This is a genomic window from Corallococcus exiguus (assembly GCF_009909105.1).
GTDB lineage: Bacteria > Myxococcota > Myxococcia > Myxococcales > Myxococcaceae > Corallococcus > Corallococcus exiguus.
Window position 1 is genome coordinate 121,171 of sequence record NZ_JAAAPK010000009.1, and the last position, 19,553, is coordinate 140,723.

At 69.6% G+C, this 19,553-nt stretch carries 14 protein-coding genes; 4 read left to right on the forward strand and 10 right to left on the reverse strand.

Annotated elements, in window-relative coordinates; all coding sequences use genetic code 11:
* Nucleotide 1: 1 nt before the first annotated feature.
* Both GTZ93_RS29305 and GTZ93_RS29310 read right to left on the reverse strand, forming a co-directional pair.
* The gene (locus GTZ93_RS29305; protein ID WP_139915049.1) at nt 2-802 is read right to left on the reverse strand and encodes a LytR/AlgR family response regulator transcription factor; all 801 of its coding nucleotides are present in this window, start codon (nt 800-802) and stop codon (nt 2-4) included.
* Nucleotides 799-1,932 (reverse strand): sensor histidine kinase, encoded by a 1,134-nt coding sequence (locus tag GTZ93_RS29310; protein ID WP_139915050.1) that lies wholly within the window; start codon nt 1,930-1,932, stop codon nt 799-801. The genes GTZ93_RS29305 and GTZ93_RS29310 overlap by 4 nt, the downstream gene beginning before the upstream one ends.
* A 129-nt stretch (nt 1,933-2,061) precedes the next feature.
* On the opposite strand from GTZ93_RS29310, the gene GTZ93_RS29315 reads away from it, so the two are divergent.
* Nucleotides 2,062-3,306: a hypothetical protein gene (locus tag GTZ93_RS29315; RefSeq protein ID WP_139915051.1), complete on the forward strand. Its 1,245-nt coding sequence runs from the start codon at nt 2,062-2,064 to the stop codon at nt 3,304-3,306.
* Here GTZ93_RS29315 and GTZ93_RS29320 read toward each other — a convergent pair.
* The 8 genes from GTZ93_RS29320 to GTZ93_RS29355 form a co-directional block, all read right to left on the reverse strand.
* Nucleotides 3,303-5,438 carry a WD40 repeat domain-containing protein gene (locus GTZ93_RS29320; RefSeq protein ID WP_139915052.1) on the reverse strand — a complete coding sequence of 712 codons (2,136 nt, stop codon included), beginning with the start codon at nt 5,436-5,438 and terminating at the stop codon, nt 3,303-3,305. The two genes, GTZ93_RS29315 and GTZ93_RS29320, sit on opposite strands and share 4 nt — an antisense overlap.
* Before the next feature lie 38 nt (nt 5,439-5,476).
* Nucleotides 5,477-6,118 carry a hypothetical protein gene (locus GTZ93_RS29325; RefSeq protein ID WP_139915053.1) on the reverse strand — a complete coding sequence of 214 codons (642 nt, stop codon included), beginning with the start codon at nt 6,116-6,118 and terminating at the stop codon, nt 5,477-5,479.
* A gap of 41 nt (nt 6,119-6,159) precedes the next feature.
* Nucleotides 6,160-6,537 carry a TetR/AcrR family transcriptional regulator gene (locus GTZ93_RS29330; RefSeq protein WP_139915054.1) on the reverse strand — a complete coding sequence of 126 codons (378 nt, stop codon included), beginning with the start codon at nt 6,535-6,537 and terminating at the stop codon, nt 6,160-6,162.
* A gap of 126 nt (nt 6,538-6,663) precedes the next feature.
* The gene (locus tag GTZ93_RS29335) at nt 6,664-8,031 is read right to left on the reverse strand and encodes a TolC family protein (protein ID WP_139915055.1); all 1,368 of its coding nucleotides are present in this window, start codon (nt 8,029-8,031) and stop codon (nt 6,664-6,666) included.
* 39 nt (nt 8,032-8,070) lie between these two features.
* A complete protein-coding gene (locus GTZ93_RS29340; RefSeq protein ID WP_139915056.1) occupies nt 8,071-11,163 on the reverse strand; it encodes an efflux RND transporter permease subunit in 3,093 nt (1,030 codons plus the stop codon).
* 45 nt (nt 11,164-11,208) lie between these two features.
* Nucleotides 11,209-12,324: an efflux RND transporter periplasmic adaptor subunit gene (locus GTZ93_RS29345; RefSeq protein ID WP_161663140.1), complete on the reverse strand. Its 1,116-nt coding sequence runs from the start codon at nt 12,322-12,324 to the stop codon at nt 11,209-11,211.
* A gap of 125 nt (nt 12,325-12,449) precedes the next feature.
* The gene (locus GTZ93_RS29350; protein WP_120576732.1) at nt 12,450-13,034 is read right to left on the reverse strand and encodes a TetR/AcrR family transcriptional regulator; all 585 of its coding nucleotides are present in this window, start codon (nt 13,032-13,034) and stop codon (nt 12,450-12,452) included.
* A 57-nt stretch (nt 13,035-13,091) separates the two neighbouring features.
* Nucleotides 13,092-15,578, reverse strand: a complete 2,487-nt coding sequence (locus GTZ93_RS29355; RefSeq protein WP_257979130.1) for an RCC1 domain-containing protein — start codon at nt 15,576-15,578, stop codon at nt 13,092-13,094.
* A 103-nt stretch (nt 15,579-15,681) separates the two neighbouring features.
* On the opposite strand from GTZ93_RS29355, the gene GTZ93_RS29360 reads away from it, so the two are divergent.
* The 3 genes from GTZ93_RS29360 (at nt 15,682) to GTZ93_RS29370 (ending at nt 19,515) form a co-directional block, all read left to right on the forward strand.
* Nucleotides 15,682-16,869 (forward strand): SGNH/GDSL hydrolase family protein, encoded by a 1,188-nt coding sequence (locus GTZ93_RS29360; protein ID WP_257979128.1) that lies wholly within the window; start codon nt 15,682-15,684, stop codon nt 16,867-16,869.
* Nucleotides 16,870-17,072: 203 nt separating this feature from the next.
* Nucleotides 17,073-17,900, forward strand: coding sequence for a DUF481 domain-containing protein (locus GTZ93_RS29365; RefSeq protein WP_139917737.1), 828 nt, complete (start codon nt 17,073-17,075; stop codon nt 17,898-17,900).
* A 25-nt stretch (nt 17,901-17,925) separates the two neighbouring features.
* Nucleotides 17,926-19,515 carry an AbgT family transporter gene (locus GTZ93_RS29370; protein ID WP_139917735.1) on the forward strand — a complete coding sequence of 530 codons (1,590 nt, stop codon included), beginning with the start codon at nt 17,926-17,928 and terminating at the stop codon, nt 19,513-19,515.
* Nucleotides 19,516-19,553 lie beyond the last annotated feature (38 nt).

Sequence of the window (19,553 nt, forward strand, 5' to 3'; positions counted from 1 at the left end):
TTCAGCGCAGGTGCTGGAACTTCTCGCGGTGGCTGCGGGCGACGCGCAGCTCCGCGCCGGAGGTGAGCACCACGACCAGGTCCCTGCGCCCCTCGCTGCGCAGCTCGCGGATGCGGCGCGCGTTCACGATGGCCGACCGGTGGATGCGCATGAAGCGCTCCGGCTCCAGGCGCTCCTCCAGGCTCTGCATCGTCTCGCGGTGGAGGTAGGCCTTTCCGCCCGCGTGAATCTGCACGTAGTAGTCAGCGGCCTCGATGTATTCGATTTCGTCCACGTCGAGGAACACCACCCGGCCCGCGTCGCGGATGGCCAGCCGGCGCATCCACGGCTCGGACGGCGTGGGCGGCGGAGCGGGCGTGCTGTCTCGCTCGCCGTAGGTGGAGAGCACGGACATCAACCGCTGGCTGAGGTCGGACATCCGCGCCATGCGGATCTGCGCCTTGGCGCGGCCAATGGCGTCGTGGAAGCGGTCGTCGCGGAAGGGCTTGAGGAGATAGTCGAGCGCGTGGATGTCGAAGGCGCGCAGCGCGTACTGGTCATACGCGGTGACGAAGATGACGGCGGGCACTTCGCCAGCATCCAGCCGCGCGAGCACCTCGAAGCCGTTGAGCTCCGGCATCTGCACGTCCAGCAGGACCAGGTCCGGCCGGTGCTCGCGGATGAGGCGCACCGCCTCCGGCCCGTTGCCGGCCTCGCCCACCACGCGGACCTCCGGATCCGCGGCCAGCAGCAGGCGCAGTCCCTCGCGAGCCAGGGGCTCGTCATCCACGACGAGCGTGCGGATGGCGGCGGCCGCGCTCATGCCCCGAGCGCCTCCGGCACTGCGGACTGGAAGGGCAGCTCCAGGCGGGCGCGCACGCCGCCCCCGTCGCGGTTCTCCAGCGTGAAGACGTGGCTGTCGCCGTAGAGCTGTCGCAGGCGGTCGCGCACGTTGGCCACGCCAATGCGTCCGTCCTGGCGGTCCCAGCCGGGTGCGAGCCCGGGGCCGTCGTCGAGCACCTCCAGCACCAGCCGGGCTCCTTCGCGCGCGGCGCGCAGCTCCACGCGTCCCGGACCGGAGCGGGTGGCGATGCCGTGCTTGATGGCGTTCTCCACCAGGGGCTGGAGGATGAGGCTGGGCACGAGCGCGCCCAGCGTTGCCGGGTCGATGGCGCGCACCACCTGGAGCCGGTCCTGGAAGCGGGTCTGCTCGATGTCGAGGTAGCGCTCCAGGAAGTCCACGTCCTCGTGGAAGAGGACCTGCTGGCGGCCCGTGGTGTGGAGGGCCATGCGCAGGAGCTCACTGACGCCGGTGAGCATGCGGATGGAGCCAGCGGTGTCCTGCTTGCGCACCAGCACGGAGATGGCGTTGAGCGTGTTGAAGAGGAAGTGCGGGTGGAGCTGCGCGCGCAGGGCGTCCAGCTGCGCGTGCACGAGGCGCGTCTCCAGGTGGGCCTGGGCCAGCTCTCCCTCGCGGAAGCGGCGGTGGTAGTCCACGGCGTAACCGATGGCGAGGATGCCGCCGTAGATGAGCAGGGACAGGACGCTGTACTTGGCCATCATCAAGGGCAGCATCCGCGCCCAGGTGCTCTCCAGCAGCCACGTCTCTCCCGTGGCCCGGGCGGCGAAGTAGATGATGCTCACGTAGGGGACCATGACCGCGACGAGCGCGGCCAGGAGGACCGCGAGGCTCCGGGGCCAGACGCCGCGCTCCAGGCGGAAGCGCTGTCCGAGCGCGAGGATGAAGGGCGTGGCGAATGCCCAGTACTGCCATTGCGGCACCTGCACCAGCAGCGCCCGGCTGAGCGGGTAGCCCGGCTCCCGGGCCTGGGCATAGATCCAGGTGTGGAGCGCGGTGACGACGCCCGGCACCGCGCAGACGAGCATCAGCAGCGGCACGCGGCGCAGCAGTGGCAGCAGCACGGACGGCGCGGCGGGAGAGGTGGATTCCACGGCCGATGGAGTCTACGCCCGAAGCGGGTCCACTTCCGGACGGGTGCAGCCAAAGGGCTCCGGGTTGCAGCGAACGGGACGACGGCGCCTCGCCAGGGGCCATGTATTCTCGCGGGAGCTCGCTCCGCCATGGCCTCTCCCCGTCCCTCCTCCCTCGCCCGGCTCGCGGCCGTGGCTGTCCTGCTCTCCGGCGGTGTGGCGCTCGCGGACAACCCGCCGCTCACCAGCTCGAACTACGCCATCGACGTGTACCAGGGCCCGGTGCTGGCGCCGGTGCGGGTGTCCGGCCTTGCCGGCGCGTATGCCCCCATCGCCGAGGGCGTCGAGGGCATCAGCGTCAACACGGCGGCTCCGGCCGTGCGCTCGCTCTATTCGTCCAAGCACGTCGACTACGACCTGTCGCTGGCCTTCACGTTTCCCAGCTCGCTGCGCGCCAGCGACTTCGACAACAACGGCTCGGTGGGCTTCGCCAATGACGACTTCATCTTCACCCAGATTGGCGGACTGATTCAGTGGGGCCCCTGGGGACTGGGCGGCGCCGCGTCACTGCAGACCTATGCCTTGGGACAGGACGCGAATGGACGGCTCCTCAACCTGAGCATGACCCGCTTCCAGTTCCAGCTCGCTCGCGGCTTCCTGGATGGCGAACTGACGGTGGGCCTGGGGCTGCGCGCGGTCACCCTGGAGATCAACACCGCCGAGGACGCGAACAACAAGCTCGCCAGCATGTTCGGCGGCAACGTGGAGGCCGGTGCCCTCTGGACGCCCATGGGGCTGCCGATGCGTGCCGCGCTGACCCTCCGGGCTCCCGTCCAGGGAGGGCTCACCCCTGGCGGCCCGACCACCGCGGACGAGGCTGGCAACGTGAAGGTCGCCGGCCTCTACCTGCCCGCCTCCGTCAGGCTCCCCTGGGAGATTGAAGCGGGCGTCGCCTGGCAGTTCGGCGACCGCCCGCTCCAGATGCCGTGGGGCCCGGACCGCGCGGAACGCTACAGGGCCCTGCCACGCTCGAAGCTGCTGCTGACCGGGTCCGTGCTCATCAGCGGCTCCGTGCCAAATGCCATCGGCTTCGACTCCTTCCTGTCGCAGCAGTTGGAGCGCTCGGGGCGGCACCTCTCGATTTCACCCCGCGTCGGCGCCGAGCTGGAGCCCCTCGAGAACCGGCTGCAGCTGCGCGCGGGCAGCTACCTGGAGCCCAGCCGCTTCGACGCTGTCGGGCCTCGTCTGCATGGCACCGCCAGCGCGGAGTTGCGGCTGTTCCAATGGTCCGTCTTCGGCTTGTTCTCGCCCGACACCTCGTGGCGCGTCAGCGGCTTCGCCGACGTGTCCCGCCGCTACTTCGGCTGGGGCTTCGGCGTGGGCACCTGGCACTAGCCCTCCGGCGTGTCGAGCGGCACCGCCGGTCCAATCCAGAGGATGTCCCGGAAGGACAGGAGCCGCTCGCGGTACGAGCCGATGGGAGCGCGCGGGTGGAGGAGGATTCCCTCGTCGGAGACCTCGAGCAGCGCCCCGAGCGCGTACCACGTCCCATATTGCGTCTGGCGCAGCATCACCCCCTTGCCGAGATACGGCGTGAGGTTGGCGCGGCTGATGGCGGGACCGTGCGTGAACACCGGGTCGGCCCTGTAATGATCCAGGGGCCGCGTGGGGGCCTCGTATTGCTTCAGGAATCCCCACGTCCCGTGCCGGGCGTCTCTCGCTGCCAGCGTCTCGCCTTCGGGCACGGGGACGCGCCGCTCCTCGAACGCGGCCTCCGCCTGGGGCTCGACGAGCGAAAGTGCCCCGGACTCCCAGCGCGCATACGGGGTCCCCTCGGCCCAGCGCCAGGGCCAGGCATGGCGGCCCCCCACCGAGAACATCAGCCGGGGCTCGAGCTTCTCCCGCGAACCCGGAGGACACTCCACGGTGCCGTCCGGCTGTGCTCGCGTGAAGTCCCAGCCGCGCTCGGTCGGAATGAACCGTGCGACTTCGTCCGGCCAGGGGTTCCAGTCGCTCGGGGGTGGCACGCGGCCCGGCTCCAACTCCAACGAGGAGCGGGAGCGCTGCTCTCCGGTGTTCACGTCCCAGAAGGCGATGGCATGGGGCCCCGCTCCCACGAGCATTCCGTCCGCGCCCCAGGCCAGTCCGTCGATGCCGTTGGCGCCCTCGAGCCGCCGGAGCATCTTGGGCGAGGACCCGACCTTCCATAGCTCGACCTTGAGTCCTTCACGCTTCCACAGCTCGGCCATGCCTCCCTCGCGCAGCAGGCATGCGCCCATGGAGCCATCCGGCGACCAGGCCCAGCGGCCCAGGTCGCCGCTCTTGAGGGCCAGCCCGAACGAGCGGCGCTTCAGGTCCATCTGGCACAGGAACTTGCCGTTCTCGAAGATGAGGACCTGCGGGAACTCGTAGCCGTTGAGGAGCACGGCCAGACGCCGGCCGTCGCGGGACCAGACGTATTCCGCGACCGAGAGAATGCGCGCGCCGAAGTCCTTGCTCAGGTCGGACACCGTGCGGCCGGTGTGTCCGTTGACGAGCCGGGACGGCTCCTCGCCGTAGGCCAGGCGGGCACCATCCGGCGAGAACGCCACCGGCAGCTTCAGCTCATCGAAGCGGTACTGGAGGTCGCCGCTCCCCACGTCGATGACGGAGGCGGACGGATGGGCGTCCTGGCCCGAGTCGGGGTGCGGCTCGGACACGTACTCGTATTTGCAATAGCCATGGATGCGGGAGCCATCCGGGCTCCACCGCACCCAGGCATGCGGCTGCGATTTCGAAGGCCGTCCGTCCAACCGGGCCGGGCACCAGCGAAGCCCTTCACTGTCCTCGTTGACCCGGGCCCCTTCCCGGAACGGGATGATGCAGCCCAGCGCGCCGTCCGGGCCGGGGGTGGAGATGAACAGCTGGGTTTCATCCGGAGACCAGCACCAGGCGGGCAGGTGCCCCTTGTTCTCCACGGTCTTGGGATTGATGACAGCCGCCCCCGGCGGCGAGCCCCAGCGCCGGGTGACGTCGGCGGTGAACGAAGGCGGGGTTCCGGCGAAGGCCCTCAGCACGCCCACGACGACATCGTCCAGGTTGACGCCGAGCCACTCCCCTGACGGCGACCACTGGAGGCAGGAGGGGTCCCCCGTGGAGCCGACCTGCGTCGTCTCGAACCCGACGGCGTCGACCACGCGCCCCGTCGCCAGCTCCCAGATGCGTACGTCTCCGCCGGGCAATTTGTCGAGGCGGCCGCTCGCGATGGCGAGGTGGCGTCCATCCGGACTGAGCGCGAAGCTGTGTTGCACGCCGATGTATCGCGGGGTCTCCACGAGCCGTGCCCCCGCGGCCAGGACCTTCTCGGAGAAGAGCCGGTGGACCTCCGTGAGGCCGCGCTCGCGCTCCAGCCGGAGCAGCCGTTCGCGCAGCGGCGGAAGGTCCCGGCCAGGCTCGAAGTTTCCGAAGTCAGCCTGTTCCACCAACGCTTCGAGCTCCGCGTCGGAGCATTGGACCAGCTGGGTAGGGTTCGCGAAGGACTCTGGCATCGGTCTGGATCACTCCTTCCCGCGAGGATACCGCTCATTCAGCCGTCTACGACCCCCGCCGTGAAGCACATCGCCTGGATCTGGGATTCCAGCTCGGGCGACACCCGGACCCGGGGCTCGAACCCGTTGGTGAACATGGGCACCTCCCGGGTCGGACGTGGGAGCGGCTCCGCTTCACGCACCGTGACGGAGACCACCTCCTCCAACCATGCTTCACGAACGCCGAAGTCCCCCGCCCGGAGCACCAGCGGGGCGTCCGGCGCATAGAAGCGACTCATGACCACGGTCGCCGCTGTCCACCGCCGCACCGTGCACTCCCACAGCGCGTCCGCGCGGGGCGAGGCGTCCTTCATGCCGATGAAAGGCCCCACCTCCAGCTCGGACAAGGGCTGTCCCTCCTCCGCCACGCCGTGCATGGCCACCCATTCCGTGGACGCTCCGTCTTCCGTCGAGCAGGCCCACAGTGGCACGAGCATAAGCTTCACCGTCACCGGCCCGGCAAGCGACCGCTCGGCGTGCGCCAGGCAGCGGCCGTAGCCCCGCCGCCCCAAGAGGAAGGGCTTCGGCGGGGCCATCCGATTCACGAACTCCGCCCACTCCCCGCGCTTGCACGCATCCAGCGCCCCGGCCGCATGCTTCGAACGGCCGTTCAGGAGCCGCTGTGCGAGTGCTGTTCCCATGGTGACGGGCAGTTTGCACCGTCCCCGGAAAATCCGGACCGTCAGAGTCGCTTGAGCGCTCCCGGCGGCAGGCCGACGCGCAGCAGCGTGCACTCGACGTGCTGGAACCCCAGCGCCAGCGCTCGTGCGGCGGCCCGGGAGTCGCGGACCTCGAAGGTGCCCTGTTCCCTGCCCTCCTCGAAGATGGCCGTCAGCATCGCGACCTCGCGAGCCCGGGGACGCGCGAGCCGCGGTTCCACCACCGCGTCGAAGAGCTCCTTCTTGCCCTTGAAGAGTTCGGCCATCCGGACCGGCGACAGCCGCGCGCGGTACGCGATGTCTCCCAGGGAGACCTCCAGGAAGCCGCTGCGTGCGAAGATTTCGCGCGCGGCTTCGAGGACGGCCGCGCGCTGCCTGGGGATGAGTGACAAGACAGTCATGTTGAGAGCCCGTGCCCCGAAGGGCGGCTAGAAACCGAACCCCACCGGGGAGGATTGCGCCAGGGCCGGGTCAGGAAGCCCCACGACGTGCAGCATGGCCAGCAGGAGGAACCTGTCCGCCATTGGCTACGGCTGAACCAGGGAGTGGCCCGTGGGGTCGAAGAGGCCCATGGCCCGCATCAGCGCCAGGCGGGACAGCCGCACGTTGAGCGACTCGGCCACGGCCGACAGCTGGGCGTTCGCGAGCGCCGCGTTGACGTCCGTCACCTGGAGGTACGTCGTGGCCCCGGCGTCGAAGTTCTGCTTCGCCAGCCGCGCGCTCTCCCAGGCCAGCTTCACCCGCTCCTCGGCCGTGCTGAGGTTGACCTCCGCGCTCTCCAGCTCGCTGCGGGACTTGCGCACCTCATCGCGAATCTTCTCTTCCAGGCCGCGCAGGTTGGCGTTCGCCTCGGCGATCTTCCCGGAGGACTCGCGCAGGTTGGCCTCGCGCAGGCCGCCGTCGAACAGCGTCCACGACAGGGACAGCCCCGCCGTCCAGGTGGTGCTCTGGCCGGTGAGCCCGGCGGTGTTCGCCGCCGAGTAGTTGCCGTTGGCGTACAGGTTGGGCAGGTACTCGAAGAGGATCTGCTTCCGGCCGCCGCGCGCGACGTCCACGTTGAGGCGCGCCGCCGCCGCGTCCGGCCGCCGGTCCAGCGCGGTCTTCTCCGCGCCCTGCGCGTCACCGGCCTCGGCGGGGACGGTGACCGCGTTGCCCTGCGGTGGCGCCACGTCGAAGTCCACCGGCCGCGCGAGCAGTGCGGCCAGGGCGCTCCTCGCGATGGCGTAGGCGTTGCGGCTGCGCACCACCGCCTGCTCCGCCTCCTTGCGGTCCAGCGTCGCGCGCAGGACGGCCAGCTTCTCCGCGTCGCCGGCCTGGAAGCGCGCCTCGGCATCGCGCTCGAAGCCCCGGCGGACGTCGAGGAGCTGCTCATTCACCGCCAGGGCCTCCCGCAGGCTCGCGGCGCCGAGGTAGGACTGGGCCACCGCGAAGAGGATCTCCCGCCGGGTGTTCTCCGCCGTCAGCGCCGCCGCCTTCTCGCCCAGGTAGGCGTTCTGGATGGCCGGCCACAGCGTGGGGACGATCAACGCCTGCCGCGCGGTGAGCTGTCCGCCCAGCTGGTCCTTCTTCTGCAATGTGATGGGGTCCGGCGCTCCGGGGAGCGCGAACGACACGTCCCTGGGGTACCGGGTGTACGAACCGCTCGCGGTGACGTTGGGCAGGTAGCCCGACCAGGCCTTGTTGCCCAGCTCCCGGGACTGCTGGAGCCGCGCGCGGGCCGCGTCGAGGCTGGGGCTCTGCTTCTCCGCGAGGGCGATGGCCTCCTCGAGGGAGAGCAGCGAGAACGCGGTGGCCGGAGCCACCTTCGGCTCGGGGATGGGGGTCTGAACGGGCCGGTCGGACACACCGGGGGCCTGCGTCAGCAGAACGCTGGAGAGAAGCACTGGGATGATCATGATGGAGGTCGAGCTGAAAGGGTTTGGGGATGGCCGCGCTCAGTGCGCGCCTTCTTCCGTGAGTTGGACCGCCACCGGAGCGTCCTCCTCACGGCGCTTGAAGCGCGCGGAGACTCCGTCCAGCAGCGAGTAGACGACGGGCACCACCACCAGCGTCAGCACCGTGGAGCTGATGAGGCCGCCGATGATGACCAGCGCCATGGGCACGCGCATCTCCGCGCCATCCCCCTTGGCGAGCGCCACCGGCACCATGCCAGCCACCATCGCGATGGTCGTCATGAGGATGGGGCGCAGGCGCATGGGCGCGGCCTCCAGCAGTGCATCACGCGCGCTCCGGCCCGCCTCACGCAGCTGCTGGGTGAAGTCCACGAGCAGGATGCCGTTCTTCACCACCAGGCCCATCAGCATGATGACGCCGATGAGCGCGAAGATGGACAGCGCGTGGCCCGACAGCAGCAGCGCGCCAATGGCTCCGATGAGCGCGAAGGGCAGCGACAGCATGATGGTGAACGGGTGGATGTAGCTGCCGAACTGCGCCGCCAGGATCATGTAGAGCAGCAGGATGCCCAGCCCCAGCGCGGTGGCGAAGGCGGCGGTCGTCTTGCCCAGCTCCTTCGCGTTGCCAGCGAAGCCGCCCACCACGCCCTGGGGCAGGTCCTGCTGGGCCTGCGCCGTGAGGTAAGCCATGCCCTCGCCCAGCGTGTAGCCCGGGGCCAGGTTGGCGAGCAGGGTGATCTGCCGCTTCTGGTTCTGCCGGTCGATCTGCACCGGGCCCTCCGAAGGCGTGATGTTGGCCACGTTGCGCAGCTCCACCAGCTGCCCGCTCGTGGAGCGCACGGTGAGCTGTCCCAGCGCCTCCTCGGAGGCGAGCGTCGCGTCCGGCAGGCGCAGCTTCACGTCGTACGTCTCACCGCCCTCGCGGTAGGTCATGAACTCGTCGCGGCCCAGGTAGGCACGGAGTGAGAGCCCCACCTGCGCGGCCGGCACGCCCAGCTTCGCGGCCCGCTCACGGTCGATGCGCACGTCGTACTGCGGCTTGCCGCTGCGGAACGTGGTGTCCACGTCGGTCAGGCCCGGGTTGGACTTCATCGCGGCGAGCAGCTTCTCGCTGCCGGCGACGACCTGGGACCAGTCCGTGCCGCGCAGCACGTACTGCACCTGCTGGTTGCGGCCACCGCCAATGCCCGCCGCGTCCTGCACGGTGAGCAGCACGCCCGGCTGCTGCGCCAGCGCGGCGCGCAGCTGGACCTTGAAGGTCTCCTGGTCGAACGAACGCTCCTTGCGCGGCACCAGGTTCACCAGCACCTCGCCCTTGTGCACCTCCTCCAGCGTGCCGCCGCCCGCGGTGCTGAACGTCTCCTTCACGCCCTCCAGGGTGCGCGCCTGCTGCGCCACGGTGGCCAGCTCACGCTCGGTGTCCTCCAGGGTGGAGCCCACGGGCAGCTCCAGCGTCACGCGCACCGCGCCGTTGTCCGAGGGCGGGATGAAGGTGAACTTGAGGAAGCGGGCCATGCCCAGCGTCAGCACCAGCACGCCCACCGCCGCGGCCACCGCCAGACCCCGCCGGTTGAGCACGGCGCCCAGCACGCGGCGATACCCGTTCTCCACCCAGACGAGCGCGCTCTCGATGGCCGCGCTCACGCGGTTGGTGGGAGCGCCATGCTTGTGCCCCTTGAGCAGGCGGCTGGAGAGCATGGGCGTGAGCGTCATCGACACCGCGTAGGAGATGAGCACCGCCACGGCCACCGTGACGCCGAACTGGAAGAAGAACTGGCCAATCATGCCCTCCATGAAGGCCACGGGGACGAACACCGCCACGATGGCCAGCGTCACCGCGAGCACCGCGATGACAATCTGCTTCGTGCCCTCCAGCGCCGCCTGCATGGGCGTCTTCCCCTCCTCCAGGTGCCGGACGATGTTCTCGATGACCACGATGGCGTCATCGATGAGCAGGCCGATGGAGAGCGTCAGCGCCAGCATGGTGATGATGTTGAAGGTGAAGCCCAGCAGCGCCATCACCGCGAACGTGCCGATGACGCTCACCGGCAGCGCGATGGCGGAGACGAGCGTCGAGCGCAGGTTGCGCAGGAACAGCAGCACGATGAGCACGGACAGCACGCCGCCCAGCAACATGTCCTCCTGCACCGCGTGGATGGACGCGCGGATGTTGGTGGAGTTGTCGCTGATGGTGCTGACCGTCACGCCCTCGGGCAGTTGAGAATTGAGCTCCGCCAGGGAGTCCTTGACGGCCTCGGCCACCTGCACCGTGTTGGCGCCGGACTGCTTGCGCACCACGAGCGCGATGGCGGCGCCCGTGTCCGAGCGGGCCAGGCCGCGCGCCTCCTGCGCACCGTCCACCACCGCCGCCACGTCCCGCACGCGCACCGGGGTGCCGTTGGGGCTGGCGACGATGATGTCCCCAATCTCTCCCACGCTGCGCGCCTCCGCCGTCAGCCGGACGATGCGCTCACGTCCGCCCTGGGTGGTGCGCCCGCCGGGCAGGTCCACGCTCTGCGACTGGAGCGCCTGGCTCACGTCGCCAACGGCCAGCCCGTAGCCGCGCAGCCGCTGCGGGTCCACCACCAGCTGCACCTCGCGCTTCCGGCCACCCACCACGCCGATGCTGCCCACGCCCGGCTGGCTCTGGAGGGCGGGCTTCACCACGTCCTCCGCCACGCGCGTCAGCTCGTCCACGGGCAGGGAGCCGGAGAGCGACAGCGTGAGGATGGGCGCCGCGCCGATGTCGAACTTCTCCACGACGGGCGTCTCGATGTCGTCCGGCAGTGAGCGCAGCGTGGCCTGCACGCGGTCGCGCACGTCCTGGGCCGCGGTGTTCACGTCGGTGCCCAGCTTGAAGGCGATGGTCACCTGGCTCACGTTCTCCAGGTTGATGGAGTTGAGCTCATCCACGCCGTTGACCGTGTTGAGCGCCTCCTCCAGCGGGTCGGTGACGTTCTTCTCGATGGACTCGGGGTCCGCGCCCGGCAGGAGCGTGGTGACGGAGACGTAGGGGATGTCGACGTTGGGGTACTGGTCCACGCCGATGCGCGGATAGGCGTACAGGCCGAAGACGACGACCGCCGCCATCAGCATGACTGTGAAGACAGAGTGTTTGATGAAGGTCTGGAGCATGGGGATGGCGTGACGGTGAAAGGGGTTGGGAAGGAAGGCGCCCGGCTACTGGACGACCTGGAGCGCGGTGCCGTCCTGGAGCGGCAGGCTGGCGTCGGCCACGACGCGGTCGGCGGAGCCCAGTCCCTGCACCACGCGCACGAAGCCGGGCAGCACGCGCTCCACCTTGACGTCCCGGCGCTGCGCCTTGCCGTCCTGCACCACCCAGACGAAGCCCTGCTGGCCCCGGGCGTTGACGGCCTGCGTGGGCAGGAAGAGGCCCGCCTGCTCCGGTGCGTTGTCGGAGGCCGCCACGCTGGAGAAGTCCAGCTCCACCAGGGCGCCCGCGCGCAGCCGCGCACCGGCGTCCTTCGCCGGCAGCACCTCCGCGAGCACCTCCACGGTGCGCGTCTGCTCGTCGATGGTGGCGCCCAGGCTCTTCACCTTCGCCTCGAAGGGCGCGCCGGAGGGGTTGAGCGTGCCCTTCACGACGGTGCCCACCGACACGCGGTCCACGAGTGACTCGGGCACCGGGGCGCGCACCTCCAGCGCCTGCGTGTTGACGAGCCCGAAGATGGCCGTGCCCGGCGACACGTAGTCGCCCGCGTTGCGGCTCTTGCTGGTGATGACGCCGTCGAAGGGGGCCGTGAGCGTGGCGTCGCGCACGGACGCCTGCGCGCTGTCCAGGGCGGCGGCGGCCTGCTGCGCCTGCGCCTGCGCCTGACGGAAGCCCACCTCCGCCTTGTCGAGCGAGGCGCGCGGGAGGCTGCCCGATTGCGCCAGCACACGCGTCCGCTCCACCTCCGACGTCGCGCCATCCAGCGCCGCGTCCGCCGCCGCCTTGGAGGCACGCGCCTGGTTGACGGCGATGCGCGCGTTGGAGGTGTCCAGCTGCGCCAGCACCTGGCCCCGCTTCACCGTGTCGCCCACGTCCACGCTGACGCGCGTGAGCGTGCCGGACGCCTGCGCGCTCAGCGTCGCCGACTGCTTGGAGCGCACGCTGCCCGTGGCCTTGAGGACGCTCGACTCCAGCTGCGTGGCGGGTGTGACGGCACGCACGCCCACCGGCTTCTGCGCGACCTGCGCGGCGGAGGCCCGCGGGACGACGGCCTTGTCACCCCCACCGCACCCCGTCGCCACCACCGCCACCGCCACCGCTGCTGCCTTCATGAACGTCTTCATTGCTTCGTTCCTCGTGCTGTGGCCGGAGACCCGGCACTGGATGACTGAATCGGTTTTCTGGTCAGTCCCGGCCAAACGAAAGCCCCACCGCGCCCGGGCGCGAAGTGGGGCCAGAAAAGGAGGGGTCAGTTGGGAGGTTGCTTCAGGAGGCCACGGATGAAGATGTCGAAGCAGCGCTCCACCGACTGCATCAGCGCGACGTCCGCCCCCTCCGGCATCAACTTGACGGCGAACTGCATGAGCAACGCCACGAAGCCACGGGCCGCGGACCTGGGCTCGGCCACGGTGAAGACTCCCTGCTCCACGCCTTCCTCGAGGATGCCCGCCAGCACAGCGGCGTCACTCTCCATCATCCTGGGTACGAGGTGCGCCGCCTGGAGTCCCAGCTCGAAGATGGTGCTCAGCTCGATGCGCTGCCCCTCGGGTGCACGGGACTGCTGCTCCAGCTTGCATTGGATGTAGGCCCGGACCTGGGCCTCGGGCGTCTTCGCCCGGCGCACCCGCGCATTGAGCTCGGCCAGGCCCTCCCCGTACGCCCGCTCCACGCAGGCCTCGAAGAGCGCTTCCTTGCTCTCGAAGTGCAGGTAGATGCTGCCCTTGCCCACGCCTGCCCGCCTGGCGATGTCCTCGACCGAGGCCTTCTTGAAGCCAAAGCGGGCGAAGACTTCGCCAGCGGCGCCCATGATGGCGGTGCGTGGGTCGGAACTCATGACTGGATTTATAAACTGGTCATCCAGTCAGCGCAAGTCCCCCTTCGTTCCAGCCCCCTACGGCAGCGTCACCGAGAGGGGCCGGGGGCTGTTCGCCGCCTCGCCGTTGCCGAGCTGGCCCATGGCGTTGACGCCCCAGGCCCACACCGTCCCACCGCGCGCGACGGCCAGGGTGTAGGCGCTGCCCGCCGCGATGGCGCGGGCATCGCGAAGCGAGGCGATCTCTCCGCGCGACTGGTTCCCGGTTCCCTCGCCCAGCCCCAGCTGCCCGGAGGCATTGCTCCCAAAGGTGACGAGGGGGCCTCCGTTCGTCACGGCGAGCGAGTGGTCGTCGCCCACGGCGATGCGCTGGACTCCCGTCAGGTTGGGAACCTGCACCGGGGACCGCTGGCTGAGAGTCGTCCCGTCGCCGAACTGGCCCTGGCCGTTGTACCCCCAGGCCCAGAGGGTGCCGTCCTCGCGCAGGGCCAGGGAGTGGTATTTCCCCGCGGCCACGGCGACGACTCCCGTCAGAGCTGGCACCTGCGCCGGCATGGCGTGTGCGGTGTTCGTTCCATCCCCCAGGGCCCCGAAGTCGTTGTCCCCCCATGCCCAGACGGTGCCGTCCTCACGCAGCGCCAGCGCGTGGATTGCGCCCGCGGCGATGGCGGTGACGTGCGTCAGTCCCGCCACCTGCCCCGGCACGCGGCGTCCATCGGTCGTCCCGTCGCCGAGCTGGCCCTGGCCGTTGTACCCCCAGGCCCAGACGGTGCCGTCCTCACGCAGGGCCAGCGCATACCAGCGACCCGCGGACACGGCCGTGACGCCGCTCAGCCCGGTGATGGGTTCGGGGGCAAAACCGTATGACGAGGACTCGACCCCCAGTTGCCCGAAGCTGCTGGAGCCCCACGACATGACGGTGCCATCGGAGAGCACCGCCAGCGAGAGGCTCTCGCCCGCGGCAATGCCCTTGGCGCCGGAGAGGTTCGGCACCTGGGCGGGCGTCGTGCTGCCGCCGTGCGCGGCGCCAATCCCCAGGCTGCCTTCGCGGTTGTCGCCCCAGGCCCAGACCGTGCCATCCGCGCGCAGGGCCAGGGAGTGGGTTTCACCCGCGGCCACGCTATTCGCCTCCGTCAGCCCCGGCACCTGCACGGGTCCGCTGCGGTTCACGGTCTCCGGCTGGATGCCGAGCTGCATGTACCGGTTGTCGCCCCAGGCCCGCAGGCTCCCGTCGGAGAGCACGGCCAGGACATGCTCGTCACCCGCCGCCACGGCCGCGACGCCCGCGAGGCCCGACACCTGCGTGGGAGCATGGCGGGTGTACGTCCCATCCCCGAGCTGGCCGGAGCCGTTGGTTCCCCAGCCCCGGACGGTGCCATCCCCCATCAGGGCCACCGCGTAGAAGGTGCCCGCGGAGAGGGTGGTCACGTCTGTCATTCCCGGCACCTTGCCCGGAATGTGTCCGTTCCTCCGGGAATCACCGCCCAGGGCCCCATCCACGTTGGTGCCCCACGACGACACGGTGCCGTCCGAATGCACGGCGAACGAGAGCGCATAACTCGCGGCGACGGAGACCACGTCCGTCAGATGGAGCACCGCGACCGGGCGGAGGCTGCCGACCTCCCAGTTGAACTCTCCATTGCCAAGCTGACCCGAGGAGTTGTTGCCCCATGCCCGGACCGTCCCATCCGCGAGCACGGCCAGCGAGTGATCCCTGGAAGCGGCGATGCCGGTGACCCGTGCCAGCCCCGGCACCTGCACGGGGGTGAGACGTCCCTCCGTCGTTCCATCGCCGAGCTGGCCGTCGCTGTTATCCCCCCACGCCCAGACCGTACCGTCCTTGCACAGGGCCAGCGAGGAGTAGCCAGTCGCGGCGACGGCGAGAACCTCCGTCAGCCCCACCACCCGCACCGGCGTGGTGCGGGTCGTCGTCGTTCCATCTCCCAGCTGTCCCGAGAAGTTGCTCCCCCACGCCCAGACGGTGCCGTCCTTGCGCAAGGCCAGCGCATGGTCGCCTCCCGCCGCCACCGCCCGGATGTCGGTCAGTCCGGGCACCGGGCGGGCGGAGCCGTCGAAGCGGAGATAGGAGAGGCCCCACTCCACGACCGTGCCGTCAGGGCGGAGCACCAGCGAATGGTAGCGGCCCGCGGCGACGGCCGGCGCCGCGGGACACGCGACGACGGAGAGCGCGAAGCTCCGCGTGATGGCGGGCGCCACATGATTGGTGATGGTCACCGTCACCCTGGCGCGCGTTCCAGCAGGCAGACATTCCGGGCCCTTCCAGCGCACGTCGCTGGTCGTCGCGGTGCTTTGCGGCTGCTCCAGGACACCCGTGCTGGCCTCCCAGCTGAAGCCCAGGGCCCGCTGGGCGTCATCCTTCGCGGCGACGTGGAGCGTCACCGCCTCGTTGGCCATCAGGTTGACGGCGGACTGCGTGCTCTCGACGAGCGTGGGGGATTTCGGCTGGGACTTCGGCGGCTCCGGGTCGGCACCACAGCCGGTGCCCAGGAGCGTCAGCACGGCCAGCAATGCCAGTTGGAAACGAAAGCCAATCAATCGGTTCATGGGGGCCCCCTGGAGATGACAGCAAACGCGAGTCATCTAGCATGGGCTGTTCACTGATGGCATCTGGTGGGCCGCCGCCGTCTTGCGTGTACGCTGGGAGTACGTGCCCGACCGCTCCCTCATCGCTGGCGTCTGCCTTGGCATGGGCCTGTCGCTGGCCGCGTGCAGGGCCCCCTCCACCCCACCGGAAGGCCCTTCCATGCCCTGGGTGAGCATCCCCGCCACCGACGCGCGCGTGCGGTACGTGGGCCGGACATACCGCTCAGCTACAGGGGTCGTCTTCTCGCATCCGGGCGTCACGGTGCGCGCGCGCTTCTGGGGCGACGCGGTGCGGATGCGGCTCGATGACGCGGGCGCGGGCGGCGACGTGGGGACCAACCACTTCGACGTCGTGGTGGACGGGGCACCTCCCAGGCTGCTCGCGGTGAAGCCCGGTCAGGCCACGTACCTGCTCGCCAGCGACCTTCCCGTGGGCCTGCACACGGTGGAGCTCTTCAAGCGCACCGAGTCCCTGGTGGGCGCCAGCACGCTCCTGGCGCTGGAGGTCCATGGTGAGCTCCGGGAGCCGCCCCAGCAGCACACGGGGCTCAAGCTGGAGTTCGTCGGGGACTCCATCACCTGTGGCTACGGCACCGACGCCACCTTCACTCCCCAGACAGCCTCCTCCAGGGTGCCCTCCTTCACGTCGAAGCACCAGAATCCCAGACGGAGTCATGGCTGGCTCACGGCCCAACGCCTGGGCGCGGAGGCCGTGTTCGTCTGCTATTCGGGCCACGGCGTGTACCGCAACCTGGACCTGTCCACGTCCGGCTTGATTCCGGCCATCTATGAGCGCGCCGTCCCGGACCACCCCGCCGCCTGGGACTTCTCCAACGACTCACCGGATGTGATTGTCCTCAACGCCGGCACCAACGACACGTTCGCGGGCGCGGGCACCGCCGCGTTCCTTCCGGACGAAGCGGCGTTCAAGTCCGCCTACCGGACCTTCCTCGAACGGCTCCGCACGCTGCATCCCCGCGCGCACATCGTCTGCACGCTGGGCAGCATGACGGATGGCTTCAAGCGGAAGGAACAGCAGGGCGTGGTGACGTCCGTGCACGTGGGCGATTGGATTTCCGACCTGGTGGCGGAACGCCAGCGCCTGGGCGACGCCCGGGTCCACCGCCACGTGATGGCCATGCAGAACCCCTTCGCTGACGGCGTCGGCGAGGACTGGCATCCCTCCGCCGCCACGCACCAGAAGATGGCGGAGTCACTGAGCCGGTTCATCCAGGACGTCGTGCGCCCCTGAACCAGGGCCTGTAGAACAAATCCCTCATCACGTTCTGACGGGCAAAGGCACGAGGGTGCCTTCCCCGGCATGCCAGCCTGTGATTGCCGTACGCGCGGTGCGTGTCGAAGGTTGCGTGGGCCGCGAGAAGGCCTTCGAGCACCACCGAGGTCGCCCCTCCCTCTTCACCGGGACAGGCAGGCTCCTCCTTCCCAAGGGCACGTATGAGTCCACTCCTCATCCTCTTCGCGGCCATGGCCCAGACACCCACGCCTCCTTCCGAAGCGGCGGATGCCTCCTCATCGGCTTCCGTCGCGTCAGCAGCCGAGGAAGAGGACGAGGACGAAGGGCCCTGGACGGGCTCGGCCGGGCTCGGCGCCTCCTACTTCGGCGGCAACGCCCGCTCCTTCACCATCACGGGTGATGCGATGGCGGAGTACGAGTCCCCGGTGTGGGCGCTCACCCTGGAGGCGGATGGCGCCTACGGCAACGCGGCCGCGGAGGACGAGGAGGAGCGGGAGGTCACGGCCCTGACGCTCGGCGGCTGGGCGCGCGGCGACTACCGCTTCACGCGCCTGGTCAGCGCCTACACCTTCCTGGGCCTGGAGACAGACCACCCCGCCAGCCTGGAGCTGCGCACCGAGGTGGAGCTGGGCATCGGCCTCACGTTCCTGGAGCGGAAGAAGAAGAAGACGGAGAAGGAGCTCTTCCTGCGCACGTACCTGGGCGCGAGCTACGCCAAGGACCGCCGATTCCAGTACACCCCCACGCGCGAGGACCTGCCGAACGTGACCTTGTGGTCACCCGCGGTGGGCGTGGCGTTCCGCTACGACATCAACGAGCACGTGCACCTGCGCGAGGACGCCCTGCTGCTCCCGGACATCTTCGGAGACACACGCGTCCTGCTGGACTCCACCACGAAGCTGTCCGTGCACCTGACGGACCGCTTCGCGCTCACCACGTACTTCAAACTGCAACACGACAGCGCACCCGCGGCGGGCAAGGTCAAGACGGATACCTCGCTCTCCGTGGGTGGCGAGCTGGAGATCTGAGGGATTGGAAAGGAGCAGCACTCCCATGGCCAAAGCGGCTCATTTCGACGACGTCCAGGTCCCAGGCGAGACCAAGAACAAACAGCGCACGCCGCCAAAGAAGAAGGGCATGGAGCGGGTGCTCGACGCCATCGAGCGGGTGGGCAACAAGGTCCCCCACCCCGCGGTCATCTTCGTCGCGCTGATTGCCATCGTGATGGTGCTCTCCCACATCTTCTACAGGATGGGAGCCAGCGTCACCTACGAGACCATCAACCCGGACACGCACCAACTGGAGGAGACGACCACCGCCGCGAAGAGCCTGCTGACGGGCGAGGGCCTGCGCTTCATGTTCGCGGGCGTCGTCCAGCACTTCATGGACTTCAACGCGGTGGGCGTCATCATCGTCGCCATGCTGGGCGTGGGCGTCGCGGACGCAGCGGGCCTGGTGGGCGCGCTCATCCGCAAGCTGGTGGCGGTCGCTCCGGCCCGGCTCCTCACGTACATCCTGGTGTTCGTGGGCATCCTGTCGAGCATCGCCGCGGATGCCGGCTACCTGGTGCTGATTCCCCTGGCGGCGGCCGCCTACCTCACCGTGGGCAGGCATCCGCTCGCGGGCCTGGCGGCCTCGTTCGCCGGTGTCGCCGCGGTCTTCACCGTCAACATCCTGATCAAACCGCTGGACGGCATCCTGACGGAGATCACCAACGACGCCATCCACATCATGGCGCCGGACCGCTCCATCGACCTGACGGCGAACTTCTGGTTCTCCCTCGCGTCGGTGGTGATGCTGACCATCATCGTGTCGCTCATCAGCGACAAGCTCATCGAACCCCGGCTGGGTGAGTACAAGGGAGAGAAGCCGGCCACGGCGGGCGCGAAGCTGTCCCCGGAGGAGTCGCGGGGGCTGAAGTTCGCGTTCTGGGGGCTCGTGGGCGTGCTGGTGTTCTTCGGCCTGCTGGCGCTGCCCCCGGGGGCTCCGCTGCGCAACCCGGAGACGGGCGCGCTCATCGGGGACTCGCCGTTCATGAACGGCCTCATCGTCGCCATCACCGTGCTGTTCCTGGTGACGGGGGCCGCCTACGGCGTCGGCGCCGGGACGATGAAGAATAGCGTGGACGTCATCAAGGCCATGGAGAAGGCGGTCGCCGGGCTGGGCGGCCTCATCTTCCTGCTGTTCATCATCAGCCAGTTCATCGCCCTGTTCACCTACACGAACATGGCGACCATCGCGGCCGTGAAGGTGGGTGATGCCCTGGAGCACGCGGGCCTGGGCGCGCTGCCGCTGCTCATCGGGTTCGTGCTGGTGGTCGCCGTCCTGGACCTCATCATGACGGGCGCCATTCCGAAGTGGGCCATCTTCGCGCCGGTGTTCGTGCCGCTCTTGATGCGGCTGAACGTGGACCCGGAGGCCGTGCTCGCCGCGTACCGCGTGGGTGACGGTCCGTTCAATGCCATCTCACCGCTGAACGCCTACTTCGCGCTCATCGTCACCTTCGCCCAGAAGTACCAGAAGGACGCGGGCGTGGGGACCGTGGTGGCCTTGATGCTGCCGTACGTCATCGTGGTCTTCGCCGTGTGGATTGCCCTGTTGGTCGCGTGGCAGGTCCTGGGACTGCCCTGGGGGCTTGGGTAGACGAGGGAGAGCGCCTCGCGGTGCGGGAGGCGCTCTCC

Coding starts and splice junctions, on each gene's coding strand:
- GTZ93_RS29325 (WP_139915053.1), bottom strand. CDS start 6,118: ATGGGAACAGCACTCGCACAGCGGCTCCTGAACGGCCGTTCGAAGCAT.
- GTZ93_RS29365 (WP_139917737.1), top strand. CDS start 17,073: ATGAGTCCACTCCTCATCCTCTTCGCGGCCATGGCCCAGACACCCACG.
- GTZ93_RS29370 (WP_139917735.1), top strand. CDS start 17,926: ATGGCCAAAGCGGCTCATTTCGACGACGTCCAGGTCCCAGGCGAGACC.
- GTZ93_RS29340 (WP_139915056.1), bottom strand. CDS start 11,163: ATGCTCCAGACCTTCATCAAACACTCTGTCTTCACAGTCATGCTGATG.
- GTZ93_RS29320 (WP_139915052.1), bottom strand. CDS start 5,438: ATGCCAGAGTCCTTCGCGAACCCTACCCAGCTGGTCCAATGCTCCGAC.
- GTZ93_RS29330 (WP_139915054.1), bottom strand. CDS start 6,537: ATGACTGTCTTGTCACTCATCCCCAGGCAGCGCGCGGCCGTCCTCGAA.
- GTZ93_RS29355 (WP_257979130.1), bottom strand. CDS start 15,578: ATGAACCGATTGATTGGCTTTCGTTTCCAACTGGCATTGCTGGCCGTG.
- GTZ93_RS29335 (WP_139915055.1), bottom strand. CDS start 8,031: ATGATCATCCCAGTGCTTCTCTCCAGCGTTCTGCTGACGCAGGCCCCC.
- GTZ93_RS29305 (WP_139915049.1), bottom strand. CDS start 802: ATGAGCGCGGCCGCCGCCATCCGCACGCTCGTCGTGGATGACGAGCCC.
- GTZ93_RS29345 (WP_161663140.1), bottom strand. CDS start 12,324: ATGAAGACGTTCATGAAGGCAGCAGCGGTGGCGGTGGCGGTGGTGGCG.
- GTZ93_RS29350 (WP_120576732.1), bottom strand. CDS start 13,034: ATGAGTTCCGACCCACGCACCGCCATCATGGGCGCCGCTGGCGAAGTC.
- GTZ93_RS29315 (WP_139915051.1), top strand. CDS start 2,062: ATGGCCTCTCCCCGTCCCTCCTCCCTCGCCCGGCTCGCGGCCGTGGCT.